A 23,621-nucleotide genomic window follows, 5' to 3' on the forward strand; every position below is an offset into this window, starting at 1 on the left:
TCTGGCAACAGAAAGAAGTTCCCCTATCGGTCGCAGCTAATTTGATTGCCAGTCAAGAATCGTAACGCATTCTCCTGTTCGTTTAGCTGTGATGGGCGCGCAGTCATACTTCGACTGCAAAAATGTTACGATTCTCCAGCGACCGCCGATCGTCTAACAGCATGAGACGTCGCATTGCATTCTTCGCTTAAAGACAGGTGTTGTGAGGCCGAAAATAGCCGCATCAGGAATTTGCTTTTCTTAAAGGAAAGCATTCGACCAATTGGCGCGGATTTACCTTTTCATTCAACAAACTGACTAACAGCGCGAATGATGTCCGGCTTCCTGCCAATTTAAGAGACGGCTTGTTTGGCCTATCCCCGGATTGAAGGTGTTGGTGGGGTCCAGGTCCCGATAAAACTGCTTGAGGCATTCCTCAGCCTCATACATATGCCCCACATTATGTTCAGCGGGGTACTTCGCTCCGCGTTGCTCCAGCAGGGCAAGAATGTCCTTTTTCAAAGCCTGGCAATCCTGCCCCTTCTTGACCAGATATTCTTGATGCAGAACGTGGCAGAAGAAGTGGCCGCAGTACATGGTGACATCGATTTTATTTTCGAGTTCGGCAGGCAGACGTTCGAACCAGTCGAGCGCGTTGCGCGGCAAGGCAATATCGAGGGCTACGATATCTTCCACTGTCTTTGCATGAACAGCGCGATACCGAACTACCGACCCGCCGACAGCAAACCGATTGAGGAAAGCCGCCTTGCCTTCTTCGTCGGTGCACTCAAAGTAATTTCCATGTGAGGTTGGAAAGCGTTCGGCCAGATAGCGGCGCGCTTCATCGATACCCTCGTTTCCCATTTTCAAAAGCAGGTGATGTTCGTAACCATCTCGGAAACTGTTGAGCCTGGTTGGCAGATGATCGGGTAACAGACCGGTTACGAATTGCAAGATGCGATCGCTGATTGCGCTGCCGAGACGAAGCTTTTCTATTATGCCGTCAAAACGACTTTTGATGCCGAAAGCCAAGGGGATCTTGTCTGTACCAAAAGCTTGAAGGAATAGGAATAGGTCCTTGCCGTAGCGTCGTGACAGATCATAAGCTGAGCGATGCATATATTCGCCCGCGACGGGGAGATTTTCAAAGGTTGAAAGCATATCGCGACGAATGCTTTCCAATTCTCCTGGATCGTTGGAACCGATGTAGAAAACCTGTGTCTTGTCGTCAGCTTGGAATGTGTCGATCCGCAATGCGAATACTGCAAGCTTGCCTGCCGATCCCGAGGCCTCATAGAGCCTACGTGGATCGGCGTTGTAACGCGCCGGCGTGGTGGCCGAAATATCGCGCACATGATTGCAATATTCGTGATCCGAGGCACAAAGATTCGAGGATTGGTCTACGTTGGCAGCAGGAATATCACCTTTATCCAGTCTGCTCAGTATTTCCTCAGCTGTTTTCCCCAGATCGATGCCCAGATGATTGACCAGTTTTAAATCGCCATTGGCATCAATTCGGGCGAACAGGGCAAGTTGCGTATAGGCTGGTCCACGTCTTATCAGTGACCCGCCAGAATTATTGCATATGCCACCAGTAACTGAAGCACCGATACAACTAGAGCCGATCACCGAATGCGGCTCTCTTCCGACGGGACGCAGTGACTTTTCAAGCTGATCAAGAGTGACGCCGGGTTGCGAAATGACTTGCGCGCCCTCGGCGATAAGATCAAGGCGGCGTAGGCGCATCGTATTGATGATGACAACTTGCCGATCGTAGCCTTCCGGTACCGGCGTGGAACCGCCGGTCAGTCCGGTATTTGCGGCCTGACAAATGATAATCGTTCCCGCCTTGTGGCATGCTTCAAGCACATGCCACATCTCCAGAAGCGTGCCCGGACGCACGACTGCAAGAGCCTTGCCTCCACCATACCGATATCCCTGGCGAAAGCGCCGGGTTTGCGTATCGCCGATCAAGACATGGCGACGACCGACGATATGGCGGAGTTTTGCGACGAGATCAGGCATGTTTGTTTAGTTCCTGCAGGCAGTATCGAGGCCGGTCAGGCGAAGTAGCGCACCCTGATTGCATCGATGGCAACAGCGATAAAGATCATGAAGCCGCCAATCATGCCGACATAAAAGGAGGGTATATTGATGATCGCCAGTCCGACCTGAATGACGGTAAGAAGCAGAACGCCTCCAAGAATCCCAACCACGTTTCCCCGTCCGCCGAAAACGCTGACGCCACCGATGATCGGTGCGGCGATCGCATAAAGAAGATAGCTGGAGCCTTGGTTCGAAGTGATCGCCATCTGCCACGAGGCAAGTAGGAATCCAGCCACACCTGCTAGGAAGCCGGAGATCGTATAGGCAATAATCTTGATACGGTCCACGCGAATACCTGCGGAATTGGATGCCTGCGGGTTACCGCCAACTGCGTAGATGGAACGTCCAAGAATGGTCATGCGTAGCAGGACGCCGATCGCGATCAGAGCGACAACGAAAATCAACGGCATAACGGGCCATCCGGCAACCGATGCCTGACCGATCCAGACATATCCGTCGGACAGATTTGTCAGGGTCTTGCCTTGCGTCAGCGCCAGGAGCGCGCCTTGCAGGATGATCATCATCGATAGCGTCTGGATGAGCGAGACCATTCGCAGCTTGGTGATACAAAGGCCATTGAAGAAGCCAATGAGCGTTGCAACCGCGACACCAACCAGCATAGCGGGAAACCAGGGCATTCCGAGATAGGAATAGGCCAGTGCTCCAATTGCAGACGAAAATCCGAGATTAGCTGGGATCGACAGGTCAATCTCCGCCACGAGCAGCGGGAGGGCTACGGCCAGTCCCAGCATTCCGAGAACCGTCGCCTGCACCGTGATGTTTTGCATGTTCATCAGGGTCAGAAAGAACTCATTGAACAGCCCGAAACCGAGGACTAGCGCCACCAGCCAGATCCACACCACATTGTGGAGAACCCAGCCGACGATTTTATGTGTCGCTTTTTCGTTAGGTTTGACCTCTTTGGCCGCAGTGGCTGTCATGACAGTGCTCATTTCTCTTATTCCTTTACCGATGTTGCGCTCACGCCTGTGAAAGGCGGCGCAGATTGTCGGTGGTGATGTAGTCGCCGGTCACGATCTCCTCGATGGAGCCTTGGCGGAATACGCAGACACGGTCGACTGCGCGCACCAATTCGTCCGTATCGGTCGAGACAATGATAACGCTGACGCCCTTGTTGCTGAGTTCATCGATGATGCGCAAAACGTCCTGCTTGACGCCGACATCGATACCACGTGTCGGCTCGTCGAGGATAAGAAGCCTTGGTTGTGTCGCAAGAACACGACCGAGGCATACTTTCTGCTGGTTACCACCGCTCAACGTATCCACTGCTGCGGCAGCGCTTTGCGCCTTGATACCCATACTGGAGAAATATCCGCCGCAAAGACGCGCTTCCTGGTCGCGTTTGACAAAACCCAGGAACGCACGCCGATCGAGTGAGGACAGTGCGATGTTTTCAGCGATCGATAAATGGCCAACAACGCCATCCTTGCGCCGATCGTCGGACAGATAGGCGACACCCTTGCTGAAAGCTGCCTTTGGATGCTGCGGTAGACTTTCCTGTGGTCCACCGTCAAAACTGATCGTTCCAGCCCTCGCACGGTTGAGGCCGAATATCGCCCGCGCAAGTTCTTTTGCGCCGGCACCTGGCAAGCCGGTAAAACCGACGATCTCGCCTGGCCGGATATCAAGTTCATAGAGATCGACATGATGGGCGATAACACCGCGCAGACTGATTGCCGACGTTTGAGAACCGAAGATTTTGCGCTCGCGCTGAAACAGGTCGAGGCCGCGCCCGAGCACCAGTTCGGATAGTTGCTCGGACGTCATCGCCTGCACATCCTGGCTGCCACCGGCAAGAAAGCCGTCGCGCAGGACGGAAACCGCATCGCAGATTTCGAGAATCTCGTCATTATAATGCGAGATGAAAATGAAGGTGACGCCTTCGCTCTTCAACTGACGCATGAAATCGAACAGTTGCCTGCGGTCGGGAACGGTAAGGGCGGCAGTCGGTTCATCGAGGATGATGACTTTACCGCCTGAGAACATGGCGCGCAGGATATTGAGCTTGCGCCTTGCAACGGCGTTGAGCCTGCCGGCATTGACGGTTGGATCAATTCCCGAATCTTTCAACATTCGTGCGGCATCTGTCTTCAGCTTCTTCCAACGCACAAAGCCGCCTCGGGAAGGCCAAATGCCTAGCATCAGATTCTCGGCGGCAGAGATGTGATCGATAATCATAGGCTCTTGCGTGACCAGAAACACGCCGGCTTCTTCCATGGCCTTAACGTCTGCGCCATGCACCGGTTTATCATCGAGATAGATCGTTCCGCTGCTGGGTGCGCGCTGCCCAGAGATGATACCAACTAGCGTGCTTTTGCCGGCGCCGTTTTCGCCGAGCAGTCCGTGGATACTGCCGCGATTAATATCGAGGCTAACGGAGCGCAACGCCGTAAAGGTTCCATATCGTTTGGTAACGTTGTCGACACGCAAGGCAATGTTGCTTTTGCCAGCATCCTTTTCGCGCCCATTTGTCTGGATATTTGTCATGATACTTCTCCGCCGCCTGCGACCGCACGCCAATCACATGCGAAACGACGCCCACCCTTGTTGCGCGGGCGTCGTATGTCACGATCAGGTATAAGGAACGCCCCATTCCTTTTCTGCGACGTAGCCCCAGTGGCGCTTGTCGGCAGCATTGTCGCCATTGATGACGAAAGGTGGAATGATGAGGGTTGGACCGGTATCACCCTTGACGATCTCGCCCTTCTCCCAAAAATATTTCTTATTTTCATACGCGCCAAGCGGCACTTCCTCGCCCTTCATTGCGTGCTTTTCCAAGAGTTCCACGGCAATCTCACCATAGGCAATAGGGTCTTGTGACACGCAGGCGTCCATGTAACCGTCCTGAATGCCTCTGACTGCAACCGGCTCGCCATCGATGGTGACGAAAATCACGTGGCCTTCCTCACCGACCTTTTTCCAGCGATTCTTTTGCTGCAGGGCAGTTGTGATGCCGCGTGCGGGCGAGTCGCTGGGAGCATGAACGGCATCAAGATCGGGATGTTCGGAAAGCGTCGACAACGTTACGGAAAGCATTTGATCAAGCTGACCTTCGGTGGGTCGGCTGATATAGGTTATGTCAGGATACTTGGCGAATTCGGCGTCCATTCCTTCCTTGCGTTGACGCCAGGCGACGCTCGCAAGTGCTCCATAGCAATTGAGGACCTTGCCGCGCGGGCTACCGTGCTTTTTGGTCAACCGATCGATGATCTCGCGTGCGGCCATGACACCGCCCTGATAGTTGTCGAAGCTGACGGTGATAGCGACATCCCCGCCATCTGCAGGCGTATCGATGATGGCGACGGGTATCTTTTTCTGATTGTAGCGGCGGATCGCGCTCACGATCGCCTGGCTATCAATCGGATCGGCAACCAGACCGACAGGCTGGGACAGCATCAGGCTCTGCCATTGTTCGAGCTGCTTTGTATTGTCGAAATTGGCATTGGTTGCCTGGAACGACCATTTGCGGCTTTCGACAGCACGCTTTACCGCCTCTTCCTCGATAACGAAAAAATAGTAGTCAAGACTTTTGTTGCTGAACGGCAGAAAGACCCGGTCTTGCGCGAATGCCTCGCGGCCGGCAAATGCCGCCGCTCCAAGTGCGAGCCCCCCTGCCAGAACGTGGCGCCGGTTGAGTTTAAGATCGATACCCATATTCACCTCCCAAAGTGCATATATATAGTTTCACTACATATTCAGCAAGCTTGTCAAGCTGATTCAGGAAAATTCAGGTTAAACGGCACCTCCCAGACCGAAGAATCGTCATCTTATGCCAATTTTCGGCGCAAATTAGGATTATCTGGAGCCCAGACAGGATCCAGCCACGTCAGTCCATTTGAAGTTTTACTAGATTATCGCAACTTGACGTAGGATGTGCCGTCGAAACAACCGACCACCATACCGGCGGATTCTCTTGTAAACAGGCCATTTTCGACGACGCCGGGTATGCGGTTGAGTTCAGTTTCGAGGGGAGCCGGTTTGGTGATCGCGCCACATTTGCAATCAAGGATGAAATTGCCGCTATCGGTTACCACAGGCTGACCGTCACGCATGCGGCGGGCGATCTCGGCAGTAATTCCATGTTCGTGCAAAATGCGATCCACCATCCGCTCAGTCTGTTTCCACGCAAACTGCACAACCTCCACGGGGAGAGGAAAGCCCCCGAGCGTGTCGACGATTTTTGTTTCATCGCAAACCGTAATCATCTGCTTTGATGCATGTGCGATGATCTTTTCCCACAAGAGGCACGCACCGCCGCCCTTGATCATGTTGAACTGGCGGTCGATCTCGTCCGGCCCATCGATGGTGAGATCGATCTCGCCAATTTCGTTTGGATCCGTAATGGCGATACCCACTTCCCGCGCGACGTCAATCGTCGAACGTGACGTCGTGGTGCAGGTCAGCTTCATGCCATCAGCCACATATTTCCCTAGCTCACGCACAAAGAAATGCGAGGTGGTTCCCGATCCAAGGCCAAGCTTCATGCCGTCTCGCACAAATTCCTCAATGACCCGGCGACCTGCGACTTTCTTGGCTTCATTTTGCTCTGCGGACATTTGTCTTTCCTGCCGATTGGCCGGAGCCGTTGTGGACGACTGCGGCGGTTGTTTAGATCATTAGTCCCGTATCTTGTCTGTCAGCCAGGAATCGAGGGCTGGCAGTTGATCGGGAAATTCGCTGCCGCTTGACACTGCAATTGCCGTGACGAGCATGTTGACGACGAGATGATGATTGAGGCGCGATGCGAGCGGTGTCATCAACTCGGTCTGATCGTAGGGACGAACGGCAATCAGCGCGTCCGTGACACGGGCGAGCGGACTTTCGGCTGCGGTGATCGACACGACACGCGCGCCCCCCGCTCTTGCTGCAATGGCCAGCTCCACCATCTGCTTGGTGTGACCAGACTGCGAAAAGATCAGCGCGACTTCGTGCGGTCGCGAACCTTCGACATGCATCCACTGCTTCTTGCGCCCCATGACCGCCGCACACCGCATGCCGAGGCGCTGGAACTTGTGTTCGGCATCAATCGCTGTGACTTCAGAAATACCGCTGGCGTAGATACCGGTCCATGCGGCATCGCGCAAAAGCAGGGCAGCCTGTTCAACCTGCTGGGGAATGAGATCCTCCAGAGCACGCTGGATGGCGTTGAGGGAATTGCGACAGGTCTTGCGGACAATATTCTCTATGCCGTCATTGGGGATGATCTGTTCATAGGCGAAGGGTGCAGAAGGAACGAGGCTTTGTGCCAGATGCAGCTTGAAATCCTGATAGCCATCGAAACCGAATCGGCGGCAAAAGCGCATGATGGTCGGATCACTGACCGAACAGCGCTCGGACAATTTGGCCATGCTCATATGAATGACCTCGCCAGGAGACGTGCTCACAAATTCGGCGATACGCCGTTCGGCGGCCCCCATTCCGTCTGTTTCATGGAATATGCGCTGTAACAGGCTAACCGTCATGAAATTGGTTCCTTCGTCGTCCCACTATTTAATGTGAACGATACTCCATGAGATCGGCGATACGCGCAAGCCGTTGATGCGGCTCGACATTTACATCCGCTCCACCGCCCCACGGCACGACGAAGAAAGTGGCCCCCGCGCCCTCCGCCGTCGCCTTGTCGACATTGGTGTCACCCACATAGGCCCAGTTGGCACCGTTAAGATTCATGCGCTCGACAACGGCGCGCAGATGGCCAGGATCGGGCTTGCAGGCTGGCACCGCGTCTGCACCAAGCGCCACCTCGATGAGGCGATCGAGCTCGAGGATTTTCAAAATTTCCTGAGTCAAGGCGTGGGGCTTGTTGGTGCAGATGCCCAGCCTGAAACCGGCAGCATGCAGGCTTTGCAGATCTTCGCGAACGTGGCTGAAGAAACGTGTCTTCTCGGCCGGGTTGCGATGATAGTTTTCAATATAGCTTTGAACCGCAGCATCCACGGTTGCATCGTCAAAGGGCAGGCCCTGATCAATGAATATGTCCTTCAACAGGCGGCGTGGACCATTGCCGATAAAGGTTTCGACATATTCGACGGATAGTGCTGGCCAGCCCTTGGATACCATATAGACATTCACCGCTGCGGTGATGTCCGGCGCACTATCGATCAGCGTTCCATCCAGATCGAAGATCAAAGCTGAATATTGTTTCATAACTGGAAAAATCCTTTGGTTGGACCTGTTCGACGGTCAGCCAGCAAAAACGGGATCGCCGAGAGCGTGGAAGCTCCGGGAGAGTGCAGGATAAAGCCCTCGATAGATTTCATGTGCCTTGTGATAGACAGCACTATCAGCACGATCAGCCTTCTGACACGTCAATTCGCGCAAGATGCCAGCTGCCTCAGTCGTGTCCTTCCATACGCCCACTCCCACTCCCGCCACCAGTGCCGCGCCAAAAGCCCCGCCTTCCGCAGCACCTTCTGTCGTCACCACATCACAACCGAACATGTCGGCCTGAATTTGTCGCCACAATAGTGATCGGGCGCCGCCGCCAGATGCCTTGATCACCCGGCCCTCGATCCCCATAGATTTCATCAGCGCATGCATGTCATAAAAGGCGTGAACAACGCCTTCCATGACACTACGCGAGACATCGCCAAGTGTGTGGCGTGCTGTGAGACCGATGAGGGCACCGCGTGCTGCAGGATCTGGATGCGGACAACGTTCACCGTTGAGATAAGGCAGGAATAATAGTCCGCGCGCACCTGGAGTGCTGGAGGCGGCAGCTTTTGCTACCGCATCGAAGGTAAGATCGTCACCATGCCCGGTATCGGCAAGGATTGACCGGAACCAACCCATTGCTCCGCCCGCATTCAGTGATACGCCCATGGCATGCCATTTTGCAGGGGCGACATTGCAGAACATCTGGATGCGACCGTCCGCGCTTGGAACGGGCTTATCCAGGGCCGCTGCCAGAATACCAGCAGTACCGATTGTTGTTTGCAATTGACCAGGTTCGATCACGCCTGAACCAATGGTCTGAATGACACTGTCGCCGCCGCCGCCCGCTACAGGTACCCCTACCGGAAGCCCGAAGAGTGCTGCGCCAGAAGCGTTGATGCGACCGGAAATCTCATGAGATTCATGGCAGTCGGGTAAGAAAGAAGGGTCAATATCGAGCGTCTCGATCAGCCCCGATGCCCATTTGCGCTGTTGCACATCGAAAAGCCCGGTGCCAGACGCATCCGATACTTCCGTTGCAAGTTCTCCCGTCAACACCAGGCGCAGATAATCTTTGGGGTTGAGCACATGATGCAGTTTTGCAAAGAGATCCGGCTCATGATTTTTCATCCAGACGATTTTGCCCCCGGTATAACCGACCAGCATGCGATTGCCTGTCTGGCCGATCAGAGCATCCAGCCCGCCAGCCTTTGCTGTGATTTCCTCCACTTCAGCAGCGTTGCGCTGATCGTTCCACAAGATTGCCGGACGCAGAATTTTTCTATTTTCGTCAAGCGGTGTAAGGCCATGCATTTGACCTGAAAGGCCGACACAGAGAAGTTCAATCTCCGGGCACTGCGCCATCACGCTTGCCACTGCCTTGCGCGCACCCTCAATCCAAAGGGCGGGATCTTGTTCGGTCCAACCGGCACGAGGCTGCGACAGCGCGTAGGTGGCGGTGCTGGAGGCCAGAATATCGCCTTCGACGGACACTAGCAGCGCTTTGCAGCCCGAAGTTCCGATGTCGATACCTAGAAGTGCGGACGTCATGAAGTCAGGCTCCGACGCCGTGATGCAGGCGGATATGCTTGAAATTGAAATATTCCAGCAAGCCTTCCCGGCCATGCTCATAGCCGATCCCGCTTTGCTTACGACCTCCATAAGGCGCGTTCATGATACCCGCGTCGACATTGTTGATGGCGACATTACCGTAATCAAGGTCGCTTGATAGCTGATAGATCTCCTGCAAGTCGCGCGCATAGACATAAGATGCAAGCCCATAAGGCGTATCATTTGCTAGGGCCGCAGCCTCTTCCAGCCCGTCGAAAGGCGCCACACCGACAAGCGGACCAAAGGTTTCCTCACTCATGACCTTCATTTCATGAGTACAGTCGGCGACAATGGTTGGGCAAAAGAAGAACCCCCTGGCAAATTTTTCACCTTCCGGCGCCTTGCCGCCGGCGAGGAGCCTTGCACCTTTTTGCAATGCATCAGCCAGGTGCTCGCGCGTTTTTTCAAGGGGCGCAAGCGAAGCCATGGACCCAATATCGGCAGCCGGTTCGATCAGACCGTCGCCGATGGTCAATGCGTTGGCGGCAACCGCGAATTTTTCGAGAAAAGTCTCGTAGAGCGGGCGCGCCACATAGATACGATTAATTGCAATGCAAATCTGCCCCATATTGCGGAAGGAACGGCGCACTGCCCCCTTCACTGCCGCATCAATGTCGGCGCTGGCGGTTATGATGAGCGGACAATTGCCACCAAGCTCCAAAGAAAGGCGCTTTACGGTTGGACAGGACTTCTGGATATGAAGGCCAACCGCGCTTGAGCCGGTAAAGGCGATCTTGTCAACGTCTGGATGCTCGACGAGTGCCTGGCCAACGAGCGAGCCCTTGCCGGTTAAGACATTGACGACGCCTGCTGGAATCTTGGCCTCCGCCACCTTTTCAGCAATGGCCAAGGCGGTAAAGGGTGTGACTTCTGCCGGCTTGATGATGATCGTACAACCAGCAGCAAGGCTTGCGCAAAGTTTCCACCCAACAAGTTCGGCAGGATAATTCCAGGGTGTAATTGCACCGACCACACCGATCGGTTCGCGGATGACCTGGCTTTGATAACCGTTCTGATCGTTGGGTACGATTTCGCCCAGGACGCGCACAGCCTCCTCGCCATAAAAGTGGCACGCTTCGGCCAGTTTGAGGATTTCGCCTTTGGCTTCATTGAGCGGTTTGCCCTGTTCGAGCGTCATGATCTGGGCCATGCGCGGGGCATCGGCGGATATCAGGTCGCCGAGCCTGTGGAGAGCTTGTGACCGCTCCCTGGCCGGAACCTTGGACCATGAACGAAATGCAACCCGCGCGCTTGCGACTGCCTGCTCGATTTCTTCGGGCGTCGTTGCCGCAATCTGCCCGATGACTTCGCCACGCGCCGGATTCTCGACGTCGATACGTGCGCCGCGTCCTTCTATGAATTTTCCGTCGATGAACAGCTTGCCATCGATCCGCGATAGGATCGCATCGGTCATGATTTTCTCCACCCAATTCCGAGCCGTCAACGTTCACAAGGATCGTTGATATAGCATAACTACATATCGCGTTGTGCCTGGTTTGCCAATCCGAAAAAAGAGACCGGCGGCAGGAAAACATTTTAGGTGACAAAAACAGTTGAATATAGTGACTTTCCGACGATATTCGCTGTGGATTCCGGTCGAAGTCGGCAAGGATGTCCGCATCAAAGGCTGATTACACCTTGACGAAACAGTAACAAATTAAATAGTTTTACTACATATAAGGAGGAGAAGCATGCTTCCCGATTCTCATGAAAAGGCCCGCCTGGTCGGGCGTGTATGGCGCGCCGATCTGTCAGCGCCCAGTGTTGTCATCATTCGCGATTGTGAAGTGATTGATGTCACAAACTCGGTGATCTCAGTTAGCGACTTCCTCGACAATGATCCCGCAGTACGCTTTGATGGTCTACAGGGCGAAAAGCTCGGCAAGCCTGATGATTTCGTTCTTTCTCCGTACGAAACTGGTTACGGATCACCTCGCCATTCATGGCTTGCTCCTTGTGATTTCCAGGCGCTTAAGGCATGTGGGGTCACTTTTGCGCAAAGCATGATCGAGCGCGTCATCGATGAGCGGACGTCAGGCGACCCGGCAAAAGCCGACGCGATCCGCAAGCGCATCGGTGAACTGATCGGCGGAAGCCTGTCCAACATACGCGCTGGCTCTGAGCAGGCCGTTGAGGTAAAGACTGCCTTGGAGAAAGAAGGGCTTTGGTCGCAATATCTTGAAGTGGGTATTGGACCTGACGCTGAGGTCTTCACCAAATCGCAGCCCATGTCTGCCGTTGGCCATGGCGCGCAAGTCGGCGTCAACCGGATTTCGAAGTGGAACAACCCCGAACCCGAAATCGTGCTAGCGGTAGACAAAAACGGCAATATACGTGGCGCTACACTTGGAAATGACGTCAATCTGCGCGACGTTGAAGGTCGATCAGCGCTCCTCCTCGGCAAGGCCAAGGATAATAATGCTTCCTGCGCCATCGGCCCGTTCATCCGCCTGTTTGACGCTGGATTTACGCTCGGTGACATTGAGAATGCAACACTTGAACTGTCCGTCAAAGGAGAAGACGGCTTTGAAATGTCAGGGCGCTCCAATATGGCCGAGATCAGCCGGAGACCTGCCGATCTGGTCGCACAGACCATCAATGCCAGCCATCAATATCCTGATGGATTCCTGCTATTTTTGGGAACCATGTTTGCTCCCACGCAGGATCGTGCGGAAAAAGGCAGTGGCTTCACCCACAAAGAAGGTGACGTCGTCGAGATTTCGACGCCAACACTTGGAACCTTGCGCAATGTCGTCACGACGTCGGACAAGGCGTATCCATGGGCTTACGGTATGCGCTCGCTGATGCGAGACATGGCCAAACGCGGTTTGATTTAGGAACGGCAGAACAAAAATGTCCTATCGTGCAAGAATGGATTTGAGCGGTCGGCTGGCACTGGTAACAGGGGCCGGTCAGGGAATAGGTGCAGCTTGTGCGCAAGCCCTGGCGCAAACCGGGGCGACGGTGGTCTGCACCGATATTGATCTGTCACGCGCCGAGACCACCGCAAGAGAAATCGGTGGGTCTGCAAGCGCCCGGCAGCTCGATGTTACTGACAGCGTTCAGTTGAACGCGCTGGCGAATAACATACAGCCACTTGACGTGCTCGTCTGCAATGCAGGTATCGTCAACAATGTCGCCGCTGAAGACATGACGGACGATCAATGGGATCGTGTCATTGAGGTCAATCTCAGCGGCGTATTCCGCACCTGTCGAGCCTTTGGTCGTCGAATGTTGGATAACGGCAAGGGTTCAATCATCAATATCGGTTCGATGTCGGCACATATCGTTAATGTACCGCAGCCACAATGCCACTACAACGCCTCGAAAGCGGGGGTACACCACCTCACACGCTCACTCGCAGTCGAATGGGCCAAAAGAGGTGTCAGGGTGAATGCGGTTGCGCCAACCTATATCGAAACGCCATTGCTGCATGGACTTGAAAATCAGCCGGGGCTGGTTGAGCGCTGGCTCGACCTGACCCCCACTGGTCGCATGGGCAAACCGGAGGAAATCGCCTCCATCGTCCAGTTCCTTGCCTCAGACGCCTCAAGCCTGATGACTGGCTCGATTGTCACTGCAGACGCTGGCTATACAAGTATCTAGGATTAACATGGCTCTCGCACTTGTTCTGGAAAAGACACGCGAACTGGCTTTGCGCGATATCGATATCGATTTGACGCTTGGCGATTGCGATGTGCGCATCGCGACGGATGTCGTTGGCATATGTGGCAACGATGTTCACTATTATCGTCATGGCAGCATCGGTCCATTCATCGTTAAGAAACCGATGATCCTCGGCCATGAGGGAGCTGGCACTGTCATTGCCTGTGGTGCAAATGTTCACAATCTTACGGTGGGCGACCGAGTCTGCGTTGAGCCGGGCGTCCCTGATTTTGCGAGCCGGCCGAGCCGCATCGGACTTTATAATCTTGATCCGTCCCTCACTTTCTGGGCCACTCCGCCGGTTCACGGATGTCTGACATCGGTGGCCTTGCATGGTTCGTTCCCGTTTCCTAAACGGCAGATGGCTATTCTCGGCCCGATTATTGAGGCCCTTGTGCGACCAATGGTCAAGGCCGGGTGCCACTTCTGCCTTTGCTGCACCGTAGCAGCGGAGCTTATCGGTGATGATCCTTTGGGGAGAAAAGCCATAGCGCTTCATTAACACCACGAGCAGTCGCTTTGCCGCCCTTTTATCACGACGCTTCTGTAAGATTTCTTCGAGAACAAAGCCATGTTGATCCACTGCACGCCAGAGCCAGAATTTCTCTCCAGCGCATTTGACGGCCACTTCGTCCAAATACCAAATACCGCCAGGGCGCGCCTGACGCCGCCGCAAGTTGCGTGTGATCTGGGGTCCGAACTTGGCGATCCAATGACGAACTGTCTCGTATGATACGTCGATTCCACGCTCAAGCAGCATTTCCTCAACTTAAGGCAGACTAAGGTTGAACCGCAGATAAAGCCATACCGTATGAGCAATGATCTGTGGCGGAAAACGGTGGCGCTTGAAGATGATATCTGATGTCTGCATCACCAAAATTTACGCCCAACCCGTCAGGCAGGCAACTGCAGCCCAGTTAACGCGACAACATCTTTAACGTGCATCCACGCGCGGTCATGAAGAAGCTACAGTTCTTGCGCTGCGGCAATGGCTCCAACTTCGAGATATTTGAGTATTCGTCACCAGACCAAAACCCGGTCCAGCCGCGCAAATAGCGACGTCGGAGGACACCACCTTGCCTTCTATGTCGACGATATTGATTCGGCTGTGCAGTATTTGCGCATGCATGATGTCCGCATTCTCGGTGAGCCGTTGTGCGGAGAGATGGTCCGAGTGCAGGGCAAACCTGGGTCTATTTCCTGACACCCTGGGGAATGCAACTCGAGCTCGTATCCTTCCCGAATGGCAAGGCCTATAAAAAAGGTCTGACGCGTCGACTTTGGAGTTCGGTTGGCACGACGTCGTGATCGCCTCTTCGTCCGACAGTGAAAGTAGTAGACGAGCGCCGAACATTGTCTGCTATATCTGGCGTCTCTGATGCACGGTCAGAACATAGAAGGGGCCATTTTATGAATGAAACCACGTTGGGTCTTCGAGTAACGGGTGAAATTCGCCAGAAGATTCTGAGCGGCGAGTTCGCGCCCGGACTGCGCATCCGGCAAGAGGAACTTGCCGAACAATTCGGCACGAGCCGCGTCCCCGTTCGGGAGGCTCTCAAGCAGCTCGAAAGCGAAGGCCTCGTCGTCATCGTTCCCAATAGTGGTGTCTGGATTGCGCGTGTCGACATCAATGAGTGTGTGGAGATGTGGAAGATTCGCGAGCGGATCGAACCGCTTGCGCTTGGCGAAAGCCTCCCACACTTGACCGATGAGGATATTCTCGGCCTTGAAGAGATCTGTCGCGCCATAGACGCCACGACGGATGTGGAAGAATTCCTGCGGCTTGATCGTCAATTTCACCTTGCGAGCTATCGTGCGACGGCCATGCCTACGCTCATTCCAATGATCGAGCGCATCTGGAATACGACACAGCATTATCGGCGCGCTTACACAACGCTGCTGGGCCGTGAACGGTTCTGGATCATACAATGCGAGCACGGGCTTCTGATGGAAGCCATCAAGCGAAGAGATGTCGAAGATTCAGAAAGAGCCCTTTACAGCCACATTCGCCGCACCCGCATGGAACTGGAACGGAACCGCACGGCCTTTACTGACATTTCTTTCTAGATATCCCTGTCACGAACCTGGCTTCACGGAGCCATCTCATTGGTAGCTGAGACATAACGAGCGTCCTCTCAGTAAACCAATTGACGCCAATGTCGCTTCGTGCCATTAATTCATGATGCATCATACAACAAACATCGGTTCTTCGCATGTATGATTATTGTCTCGTTGGTGGCGGTATTGTCGGCCTTGCCACGGCGCTCACCATTGTCAGGAGAGAGCCTTCAGCCCGCATTCTGGTGCTGGAAAAGGAAAACGCCGTTGCGATGCATCAGACCGGCCATAATAGCGGTGTGATCCATGCGGGCATCTATTATCAGCCCGGCAGCTTCAAGGCAGAGCTTTGCCGCGCTGGCGAACGCATGACGAAGCAGTTTTGTGACGAAAACAACATAGCCTATCGCGTTCCGGGCAAGCTTGTCGTGGCGACCAACGAATTGGAAGTGCAGCGCCTTGCAGCCCTTGAAACCAATGCCGCCGCAAACGGCATCACCTGCCGCCGTCTCAGTGGCGGTGAATTACGCGAATTCGAACCCGCTGTGACCGGACTTGCCGCTTTGTTGGTCGAGCAAAGCGGTATTGTTGATTATCGCGCGGTCTGCCGCGCCATGGCCGATCTCATTCGCGCCGCGGGCGGCGATATCGAATTCAATATCAGTGTGGATCGCATTGAAGAACGGGCGGATAACGCGCGCGTTCATGCAGGCGACAAGGTTTGGGAAAGCAGGCAGGTTATCGCCTGCGCCGGTCTGCAGGCCGACCGCCTTGCCCGCCGGTCCGGTGTCGATATCGATTTCCAGATCGTGCCTTTTCGCGGCGAATATTACGCCTTGCGGCCCGAATTGAACAAGCTTGTCGAACGCATGATCTATCCGGTGCCCGATCCTTCAATGCCGTTTCTCGGCATACATCTGACGCCGATGATCGATGGCAGCCTGACCGTCGGTCCCAATGCCGTTTTGGGTCTTTCCCGCGAGGGTTATCCAAAATTCTCGGCCAACTTGCGCGATATTGCGACCTATGCGGCCTTTCCGGGTTTCTGGAAGGTAATCACCGCCCATCTCTCGTCCGGCCTGGAAGAAATGAAGGATAGCCTGTTTAAGAAGAGCTATCTGGAAAAGTGCCGGAAATATTGCCCATCCCTGCAGGAAAGCGACCTTCGGCCTTACCGGGCAGGGATAAGGGCGCAAGCCGTTTCGAGAGACGGTAAGCTTATTCACGACTTCAAGTTCCACCAGACAAAACGTGTGTTGCATGTGTGCAATGCACCATCACCTGCCGCCACGTCTGCCATACCTATCGGAAACCTGATCTTTCAACGCTTGCAAACAGGCAATTGAGTACGTCATGACCAATTCTCACTACCGCGACACCAGACTGTTCATCGATGGCAAATGGGTAGAAGGCGAAGGCGGCACGCCCATCGCCGTACTCAATCCGGTCAATAATGAAACCATCGGAACGGTTGGCGTTGCCTCGAAAGCCCAACTTGAAGCGGCAGCACTAGCTGCCGAACGCGGCTTCCACATCTGGCGCGATATGAGCGTCTTCGAACGCTCGAATATTCTGCGCAAGGCCGCCACACTGCTGCGCGAGCGTGCCAAGGACGCTGCGCATCTACTGACGCTCGAACAGGGCAAGCCGCTCGCCGAAGCACTCGCGGAAATCAACGTCTCCGCCGATATTTTCGACTGGTTCGCCGAGGAAGCCCGGCGCGCATACGGTCGCATCATCCCTGCGCGCGACCGTTTCGTTCGCCAGACAGTGTTCAAGACGCCGATCGGCCCGGTGGCTGCCTTCACACCGTGGAACTTCCCGGTTTCACAGACGGCCCGCAAACTGGGCGCTGCGCTCGCCGCCGGTTGCTCGCTCGTCGTCAAGCCTTCGGAAGACACCCCCGCTTCCCCAACTGTTCTGGCCGAAGTGCTGCATGAGGTTGGTCTTCCTGCTGGCGTCGTCAACTTCGTCTATGGCGTACCAGCCGACATATCGAGCTATTTGATCGCGCATCCGGCCATCCGCAAAGTCTCGTTTACCGGATCGGTTCCGGTCGGCAAGCACCTTGCCTCGCTGGCAGGTGCGCATATGAAGCCCGCCACGATGGAGCTTGGCGGCCATGCACCGGTTTTGGTCTTTGGTGACGCCGACATCGCGGCAGCAGCAACCACGATGGGTCGCTCGAAATTCCGCAATGCCGGCCAGGTCTGCGTCTCTCCGACCCGCTTCCTGATTGAGGACAAGGCTGTCGATCAGTTTGTCGACGTGTTTCTTGAGGAAGTCGGTCGCGTCAAGGTTGGCTCCGGTCTCGAAGCCGACAGCACCATGGGGCCGCTCGTTTCGCAACGTCGCGTGGAAGCAATTGAAGCGCTCGTGGCCGATGCCCGAGACAAGGGCGCCAATCTTGCTGCCGGTGGCAAACGCATCGGCAATTCCGGCAATTTCTATGAACCGACGGTTCTGACGAATATCACGCGCGATATGAACATCATGAATGATGAGCCGTTTGGCCCAGTGGCACTGATCATTCCGTTCTCCGATGCGGAAGAAGCCTTTAGCGAAGCCAATCGCCTGCCATTCGGCCTTGCTTCTTATGCGTTCACGCAATCGGCAGCACGGATTGCCGAACTCGAACACCGCGTCGAGGTTGGCATGCTGACCATCAACCACCTTGGTCTGGCTCTGCCGGAAGTGCCGTTCGGTGGCGTCAAGGACAGTGGCTATGGTTCCGAAGGCGGTAGCGAAGCCATCGAACCTTATCTCACGACCAAATTCGTCACGGAACGACACGCGGTGTAATCTGTACTGACCAAACAGACATTATAAAACGGCACTCCGTTGGAGTGCCGTTTCTTTTTTGCGCCGTCATTAGAGCAGTTCCGGTTAAAACGGAATCGCGGAACCGCTCTATCTATTTGTTTTTAAGCATTATCCCACGCATCGAAGCAAGATCAGAAATCAGTCCAGTGGACTGATTTCCCTGTGTAGACGCTAAGCACTTTTGCTGGAAATGCTCTAGCTCAAACAATAGCCCCCGCATCACAGTCAGCAATGCGGGGGCCTATCTTCGCTATAGTCTGCTGATGCTCTAAGCGCGGAGGCTCGCCGTTCTTTCGAGATCGATCTTGAAGGTGCCCGGTTCCTCATCATTGGAAACCAAAGCAACGCGATAGACCTTTTCGGCAGCTTCCGGGGACAACCAGCCACGGTTTGCGGTTGCAAGCACGCGCTTTGGATCGCGTTTCAGCGGATCGCCGTAACCGCCACCGCCCGAAGCTGTAAAAGCAATCTTCGCTCCGTCTTCAATGACGACTTCCGCAAAAGCGGGCAGCGTTTCTTCCTTGCCTTGGCCCACAATCTTGACCGTTTCCGAAGCCTTGCCCGTACCGCCGCCCAAGACGCCACGTGGCGGGAAGGTCGTGCCATCGGCGGCGTAGACAATCGTCATATCATGGTCGAGCGGGTAGAAAACGCCGCCAACTGTCGGTGCCCCTTCAAACTCACCATAACCCTGCGAGTCCTGAACAACACCGCGCCGCTCGATGATGATGGGATACATCGATTCATCGACCTCAACAGAGTCCAGCTGGATCAAACCAGCATTTGCCGGGCCGCAATAGGTTAGCCAGCCGTCATGGCCGTGCAAAGCGCCTCCACCGGCATATCCGACAAAGACCTGGTTCACATAGCCCTTGCCATCCTTGTACGGGTCTTGGCCTGAAATGACCCCAACACCTGCTGGCAGATGCGAGCCGCTTTCGGCTTGACCATATGGCGCGCCCATCTGGGAGAACACCGCATTGCCAGCAATCATCAACCGGTCATTGACGTTGGTCGTGGCAACGGAAGTTCCAACAGGATATTTGGGCCTGCCGATTGCGGAACCATCTCGCAACAATACCTTGATCTGGGATTTCGCGCCCTCATTATGTGGGACGCTTTCATCAAGATTGTTGAACACACCAATGCGGCATGATCCGGTCGCTGTGTTCTCTGACAGATTAAGGCCGCCTGGAACGCAATCGATATTGTCTCGCGCATCAACGACTATCTCGCCTTTTTCAGGATCGACATTGATGGTCAATTTGACGGGAATGCCTTCGTCGGCAACGCCGGGCACCGGGTCGTGACGAATTTCGTAGCTGTACTGACCAGCAGGAAGCTTCGCAATGGCGGCCTTTGCGCATCGCGCACCATAATCAAACCAGTCTTCCACGAAGTCCATCACCGTTTCCGGTGAATAGCGTTCCAGCAATTCGTGAATTCGACGCTCACCAGTGCGGCAGGCTCCAATCTGTGCACGCACATCGCCAAGCCACATTTCCGGCACGCGATTGCGCATGGAGCCAATGCGCAGAATATCCGCCTTTTCCTTGTAGTTTTCTGCAATGCGCACGCAGGGCCAGTGCATCCCTTCTTCAAAGATGTTCTTCGCGAATGGGAGATAGGTTGATGGCGTCGGCGCACCGGTATCAGCATGGTGCGACAGTGCCATCATCCAGAATAGCGGTTTGCCCTGATAGAAAACCGGCATAGCCACAATCAAGTCGGCATGGTGCGTGCCGCCCGTAAAAGGACAATTGTTGAAGAAGATGTCACCCGGCTTGATATCGTCGAAGAGTTTAGTGATCGGGCGTGTCGCCAAATCCATCGACATGACGTGGATAGGCAAAGCGTCTTCAACCGATACCAGGCGATGATCATAGGTCAGGATAGCGCAGGAAAAGTCGCGCGCGTTCTTGATAACAGCCGACCGGCTCGCGCGCATGACGACAAGCGTCATCTCGCGCACCACAGCCTCAAAACGGCTTTTGAGAACGGACATAAGAAACGGATCTACGCGACGGGCCGCACCCGTATCAGATATTTTTGTGCTCATATTCATCACTGAACCTTTCTGATCAGGCTACCTGGACAACAAGGTTGCCATATGTATCCACGGTGGCGTCGTGCCCCTTCTTCAGGTAGGCGGTAAAGGTTTCGGCATCGACGATGCACGGCCCTGCAAGTTGCGCGCCAGCGCCAAGTCCCGCCAGTTCGTAGACCGGCAGTTCCTCTTTCGCCTTGATTTCGTGGCTGTACACATTGCGGAAACCCTTCGGTTGGACCGCACCGTCCTGACTATGCAGCGTATGGCTGAGCCAAACGTCCTGTCCGGTACGCTTGCCAATCGCACGCAATTTCCAGGCTGTGAACTCGACCACATCACCATCCGCGCGAATGGAATAAATGCGTTCATGCATCTTGTGAAATGCTTCAACGAATTCTGCCAATTGGGCCTGCGTGACTTGGCCATTTTCAGGCGTGAACGGAACTTCAATCTCGAAGGATTGATACTCATACCGTCCCATGAAACTGAATTCGAAGCGCCGGTTCTCACGCGTAACACCGGCCTCATCAAGAAACCCGTCGCCGGACTCCATCAGCCGCGACAGGATTGCGTTGACACCTTCCGGATCGAAGCGTTCGCTCGAGGTCAAAAGCACGCCGGTATCCTCGCGACGGATATCCGAGATCAGACCGCCAAAAGCCGAAAGACCGGCCATGAAGCGGGGGATCATATAACGTTTCAGACCGAGAATATCGGCCATCTCCGCTATATGTATAGCGGTTGCACCGCCACCGCAAACGAAGAAGCTGTCACGCGGGTTGATTCCCTCGCGCACGGTGATTTCTTCAATTGCGGCCACCATGTTGTGGTTCGAGGTCGTGTAGATGGCATAGGCAGCTTCCTCATTGGAAACCCCAAGCTCGCCTGCAACCTTCGACAAGGCCTGTTCGGCCAAATCCTTCCGCAACTGCATTTTGCCGCCCAGAAAATAGTCTGGATCGACAATCCCCAGAACGACATTGGCGTCAGTAACTGTCGGCAACTCGCCACCCTTGTTGTAGCAGGCAGGCCCCGGACGCGCGCCTGCACTATGGGGCCCAACATGCAAGAGACCGCCAGCATCTACCGACGCGATTGACCCCCCACCGGCACCCACCGAGCGCACGTCAACCTTGGGAATGCCGAGACTGTCATGATGGATCATGCTGTCAGGCGTCACAATGATCTGATGGTTGCGCAAAGCGGAAACATCAAATGTCGTTCCACCCATGTCACCCACAATAATGTCTGGCTCGTCGGAAAGGGCAAGCGCGGCCATTGGAGCAAGAGTCGGACCCGACATGACCGAGTAAATCGGCTTCCGGATCATTTCTGCAACCGGCATCATACCGCCAACACAATTAGCCAGCAGCAACTCACCGCCGAAGTTGGTCTCGTCCAGTGCAAGGCGCAGCTTTTCGATATAGCGCTTGACGATGGGGTTGATCGAAGCATCGATTGCAGCGGCGATGATGCGCTTGTATTCGCGCGGCATCGGATTGATTTCATGGCTGAGCGTGATGGCGACGCCCGGCAGCTTCTCTTCCAATATCTGGCGTATTTCCAACTCATGTTCCGGATTAACCACGGACCACAGCAGACCTACGGCAATCGCTTCGACTCCGAGCTTCTTGAAGTCTTCCGCTGCTTTCACAACGTCATCGCGATTGAGCGCCGTGACTACGCGTCCACGCGCATCAATGCGTTCACTGACGGTGCGTGTCAGGTGACGCGGCACATAAGCTTCGGGATAATCCAGCCGCCACTGAAACGCCCCCTTGCGTGGACCTTCGCGCAGAACAAGTACATCCTGATGGCCCTCGGTAACGATCAGTCCAACCTTGACGGTTTTACGCTCAACCAATGCGTTGGTCGAAACGGTGGAACCATGCACAATAAGGTCGACCTGCTTGAAGAAGGCATCAGGGGTTAGATCATAACCTTCGGCGGCAACATGGAGGACATTGATAAACCCCTTCTCGAATTCGCCCGGTGTCGTCGGCGATTTAAAGATCGAGATTTCACCTTTTTCGTTCGAAACAAGGCAGTCCGTGAAGGTACCACCAATATCGATGCAAACCTGATATGTCATTTGATCCTCAAGATATCTCTTTTGGGGTCGATAAATGAACGGCGAAGCCGCCCGTAATGCGAATACGAAAGCCCTGGACTAACGCTGTGTCTGCAGCTGTACGACGACCAGAGAAACGATGATGATGAGGCCAAGGAATATCTGCTGGAGATAGCCATCAACCTGAATGAGGTTCATACCGTTGGAAAGAACCGTGATGAAAAGTGCTCCAATCAGGGCTGCGGTCACGCCGCCCTCACCACCGGTAAGGCGCACACCACCAACAACTGCCGCTGCGATGGATTCCAGTGTGAGATTTCCACCAAGATTGGGTTCGCCAGAGCCTGTACGTGCCGTCAGCATAATCGCTCCAATGGCCGTCAGCAGCCCACAAACGGTGTAGGCCAAGATGACAGCAGGCGCTGCCCGAATACCGGCCGCCCGCGCAGCCTTGGGGTTCGCACCGATGATATAGAGACTACGACCGAATTTGGTGGCGGTCAGGATAAAACCGAGCACAATGAAGACCAATGCAAGCACCCATATGGGCGCGGACAGACCAAGGAATTTTCCTTGCGAGAGCACAGCGTTGAAGACTGGAGGCAAGCCAGTAATCGGGAAGCCACCGCTGACAGTCGAAGCCAGAGCAAGGATGATATTGGCCATACCCAGCGTCACCACCAAAGCGTTGAGCTGGAACCCGGCGATGAGCACGCCATTCGTCAGGCCGATTGCTGCTCCGACAAGAAGCGCTGCGCCCATTCCAAGCAATACGGACGTGCCGTCACCACCATTGACCATCACCATGGCCGAAACCACGCTGATCAATGAAATATTGAAGCCAAGCGAAAGGTCGAAACCGCGTGTCAAAATGACGAAGGTTTGCGCCATCGCAAAGATTGCAAGAAAACTCGCCTGCACGACGATGTTCTGGATGTTGCCGAGCGACCAGACGCGCGGTTCCACCAAGCCGAACAACAGGAGAGTGGCAAGGATTGCAAGCGGCAAAACCAGGCTGGTGAGGCGATGTGAAATCGACATGGATCTTTTGATGACAGGCCGGGAAGTCGTGGTGTCGGACAT

17 protein-coding genes and 2 pseudogenes are annotated in these 23,621 nt (G+C 54.7%); 6 read left to right on the forward strand and 13 right to left on the reverse strand.

The features are described from left to right. Positions 1 to 297: 297 nt before the first annotated feature. The 9 genes from dld to HWD97_RS19695 form a co-directional block, all read right to left on the reverse strand. Positions 298 to 2,004, reverse strand: a complete 1,707-nt coding sequence (gene dld / locus HWD97_RS19655) for a D-lactate dehydrogenase (protein ID WP_371835469.1) — start codon at positions 2,002 to 2,004, stop codon at positions 298 to 300. Between the two features lie 35 nt (positions 2,005 to 2,039). Next, entirely contained in the window at positions 2,040 to 3,038 is a 999-nt protein-coding gene (locus HWD97_RS19660; RefSeq protein ID WP_109365719.1) for an ABC transporter permease, read from the reverse strand. 28 nt (positions 3,039 to 3,066) lie between these two features. Next, positions 3,067 to 4,593, reverse strand: coding sequence for a sugar ABC transporter ATP-binding protein (locus HWD97_RS19665; RefSeq protein ID WP_109365718.1), 1,527 nt, complete (start codon positions 4,591 to 4,593; stop codon positions 3,067 to 3,069). Positions 4,594 to 4,677: 84 nt separating this feature from the next. Then, positions 4,678 to 5,760 carry a sugar ABC transporter substrate-binding protein gene (locus HWD97_RS19670; RefSeq protein WP_109365717.1) on the reverse strand — a complete coding sequence of 361 codons (1,083 nt, stop codon included), beginning with the start codon at positions 5,758 to 5,760 and terminating at the stop codon, positions 4,678 to 4,680. 197 nt (positions 5,761 to 5,957) lie between these two features. Beyond that, entirely contained in the window at positions 5,958 to 6,662 is a 705-nt protein-coding gene (gene rpiA, locus HWD97_RS19675) for a ribose 5-phosphate isomerase A (protein WP_109365716.1), read from the reverse strand. A gap of 60 nt (positions 6,663 to 6,722) precedes the next feature. Then, the gene (locus tag HWD97_RS19680; RefSeq protein WP_078341184.1) at positions 6,723 to 7,568 is read right to left on the reverse strand and encodes a MurR/RpiR family transcriptional regulator; all 846 of its coding nucleotides are present in this window, start codon (positions 7,566 to 7,568) and stop codon (positions 6,723 to 6,725) included. A gap of 28 nt (positions 7,569 to 7,596) precedes the next feature. Beyond that, a complete protein-coding gene (locus tag HWD97_RS19685) occupies positions 7,597 to 8,253 on the reverse strand; it encodes an HAD-IA family hydrolase (protein WP_078341183.1) in 657 nt (218 codons plus the stop codon). Between the two features lie 36 nt (positions 8,254 to 8,289). Further along, the gene (xylB, locus tag HWD97_RS19690; RefSeq protein ID WP_319080255.1) at positions 8,290 to 9,810 is read right to left on the reverse strand and encodes a xylulokinase; all 1,521 of its coding nucleotides are present in this window, start codon (positions 9,808 to 9,810) and stop codon (positions 8,290 to 8,292) included. Between the two features lie 4 nt (positions 9,811 to 9,814). Beyond that, on the reverse strand, positions 9,815 to 11,284 hold the full coding sequence (locus HWD97_RS19695) for an aldehyde dehydrogenase (RefSeq protein WP_109365715.1): 1,470 nt from the start codon (positions 11,282 to 11,284) through the stop codon (positions 9,815 to 9,817). Positions 11,285 to 11,561: 277 nt separating this feature from the next. Between HWD97_RS19695 and HWD97_RS19700 the strand changes: the two genes are divergently transcribed. From HWD97_RS19700 to HWD97_RS19710, 3 genes and pseudogenes are all read left to right on the forward strand, one after another. Further along, positions 11,562 to 12,707, forward strand: a complete 1,146-nt coding sequence (locus HWD97_RS19700) for a fumarylacetoacetate hydrolase family protein (RefSeq protein ID WP_109365714.1) — start codon at positions 11,562 to 11,564, stop codon at positions 12,705 to 12,707. Between the two features lie 16 nt (positions 12,708 to 12,723). Continuing rightward, positions 12,724 to 13,476 carry an SDR family NAD(P)-dependent oxidoreductase gene (locus tag HWD97_RS19705; protein WP_109365713.1) on the forward strand — a complete coding sequence of 251 codons (753 nt, stop codon included), beginning with the start codon at positions 12,724 to 12,726 and terminating at the stop codon, positions 13,474 to 13,476. 7 nt (positions 13,477 to 13,483) lie between these two features. Further along, a pseudogene (locus HWD97_RS19710) lies at positions 13,484 to 13,798 on the forward strand (alcohol dehydrogenase catalytic domain-containing protein); the annotation flags it as partial. 36 nt (positions 13,799 to 13,834) lie between these two features. On the opposite strand, the pseudogene HWD97_RS19715 reads toward HWD97_RS19710, so the two are convergent. Continuing rightward, a pseudogene (locus HWD97_RS19715) lies at positions 13,835 to 14,407 on the reverse strand (IS6 family transposase); the annotation flags it as partial. A gap of 539 nt (positions 14,408 to 14,946) precedes the next feature. On the opposite strand from HWD97_RS19715, the gene HWD97_RS19720 reads away from it, so the two are divergent. The 3 genes from HWD97_RS19720 (at position 14,947) to HWD97_RS19730 (ending at position 18,396) form a co-directional block, all read left to right on the forward strand. Continuing rightward, on the forward strand, positions 14,947 to 15,603 hold the full coding sequence (locus tag HWD97_RS19720; protein WP_109365712.1) for a GntR family transcriptional regulator: 657 nt from the start codon (positions 14,947 to 14,949) through the stop codon (positions 15,601 to 15,603). A gap of 146 nt (positions 15,604 to 15,749) precedes the next feature. Further along, the gene (gene lhgO / locus HWD97_RS19725; protein WP_109365711.1) at positions 15,750 to 16,940 is read left to right on the forward strand and encodes an L-2-hydroxyglutarate oxidase; all 1,191 of its coding nucleotides are present in this window, start codon (positions 15,750 to 15,752) and stop codon (positions 16,938 to 16,940) included. 7 nt (positions 16,941 to 16,947) lie between these two features. Beyond that, positions 16,948 to 18,396 carry an NAD-dependent succinate-semialdehyde dehydrogenase gene (locus HWD97_RS19730; RefSeq protein ID WP_109365710.1) on the forward strand — a complete coding sequence of 483 codons (1,449 nt, stop codon included), beginning with the start codon at positions 16,948 to 16,950 and terminating at the stop codon, positions 18,394 to 18,396. Positions 18,397 to 18,685: 289 nt separating this feature from the next. Here HWD97_RS19730 and HWD97_RS19735 read toward each other — a convergent pair whose 3' ends face one another. The 3 genes from HWD97_RS19735 to HWD97_RS19745 all read right to left on the reverse strand — a co-directional run bounded on the left by HWD97_RS19735 (position 18,686) and on the right by HWD97_RS19745 (position 23,621). Continuing rightward, the gene (locus tag HWD97_RS19735; RefSeq protein ID WP_244597019.1) at positions 18,686 to 20,422 is read right to left on the reverse strand and encodes a hydantoinase B/oxoprolinase family protein; all 1,737 of its coding nucleotides are present in this window, start codon (positions 20,420 to 20,422) and stop codon (positions 18,686 to 18,688) included. A gap of 76 nt (positions 20,423 to 20,498) precedes the next feature. After that, positions 20,499 to 22,559 (reverse strand): hydantoinase/oxoprolinase family protein, encoded by a 2,061-nt coding sequence (locus HWD97_RS19740; RefSeq protein WP_109365708.1) that lies wholly within the window; start codon positions 22,557 to 22,559, stop codon positions 20,499 to 20,501. A gap of 78 nt (positions 22,560 to 22,637) precedes the next feature. Further along, positions 22,638 to 23,621, reverse strand: a complete 984-nt coding sequence (locus HWD97_RS19745) for an ABC transporter permease (RefSeq protein WP_109365707.1) — start codon at positions 23,619 to 23,621, stop codon at positions 22,638 to 22,640.

The organism is Ochrobactrum sp. C6C9, assembly GCF_022627935.1.
Lineage (GTDB): Bacteria > Pseudomonadota > Alphaproteobacteria > Rhizobiales > Rhizobiaceae > Brucella > Brucella teleogrylli.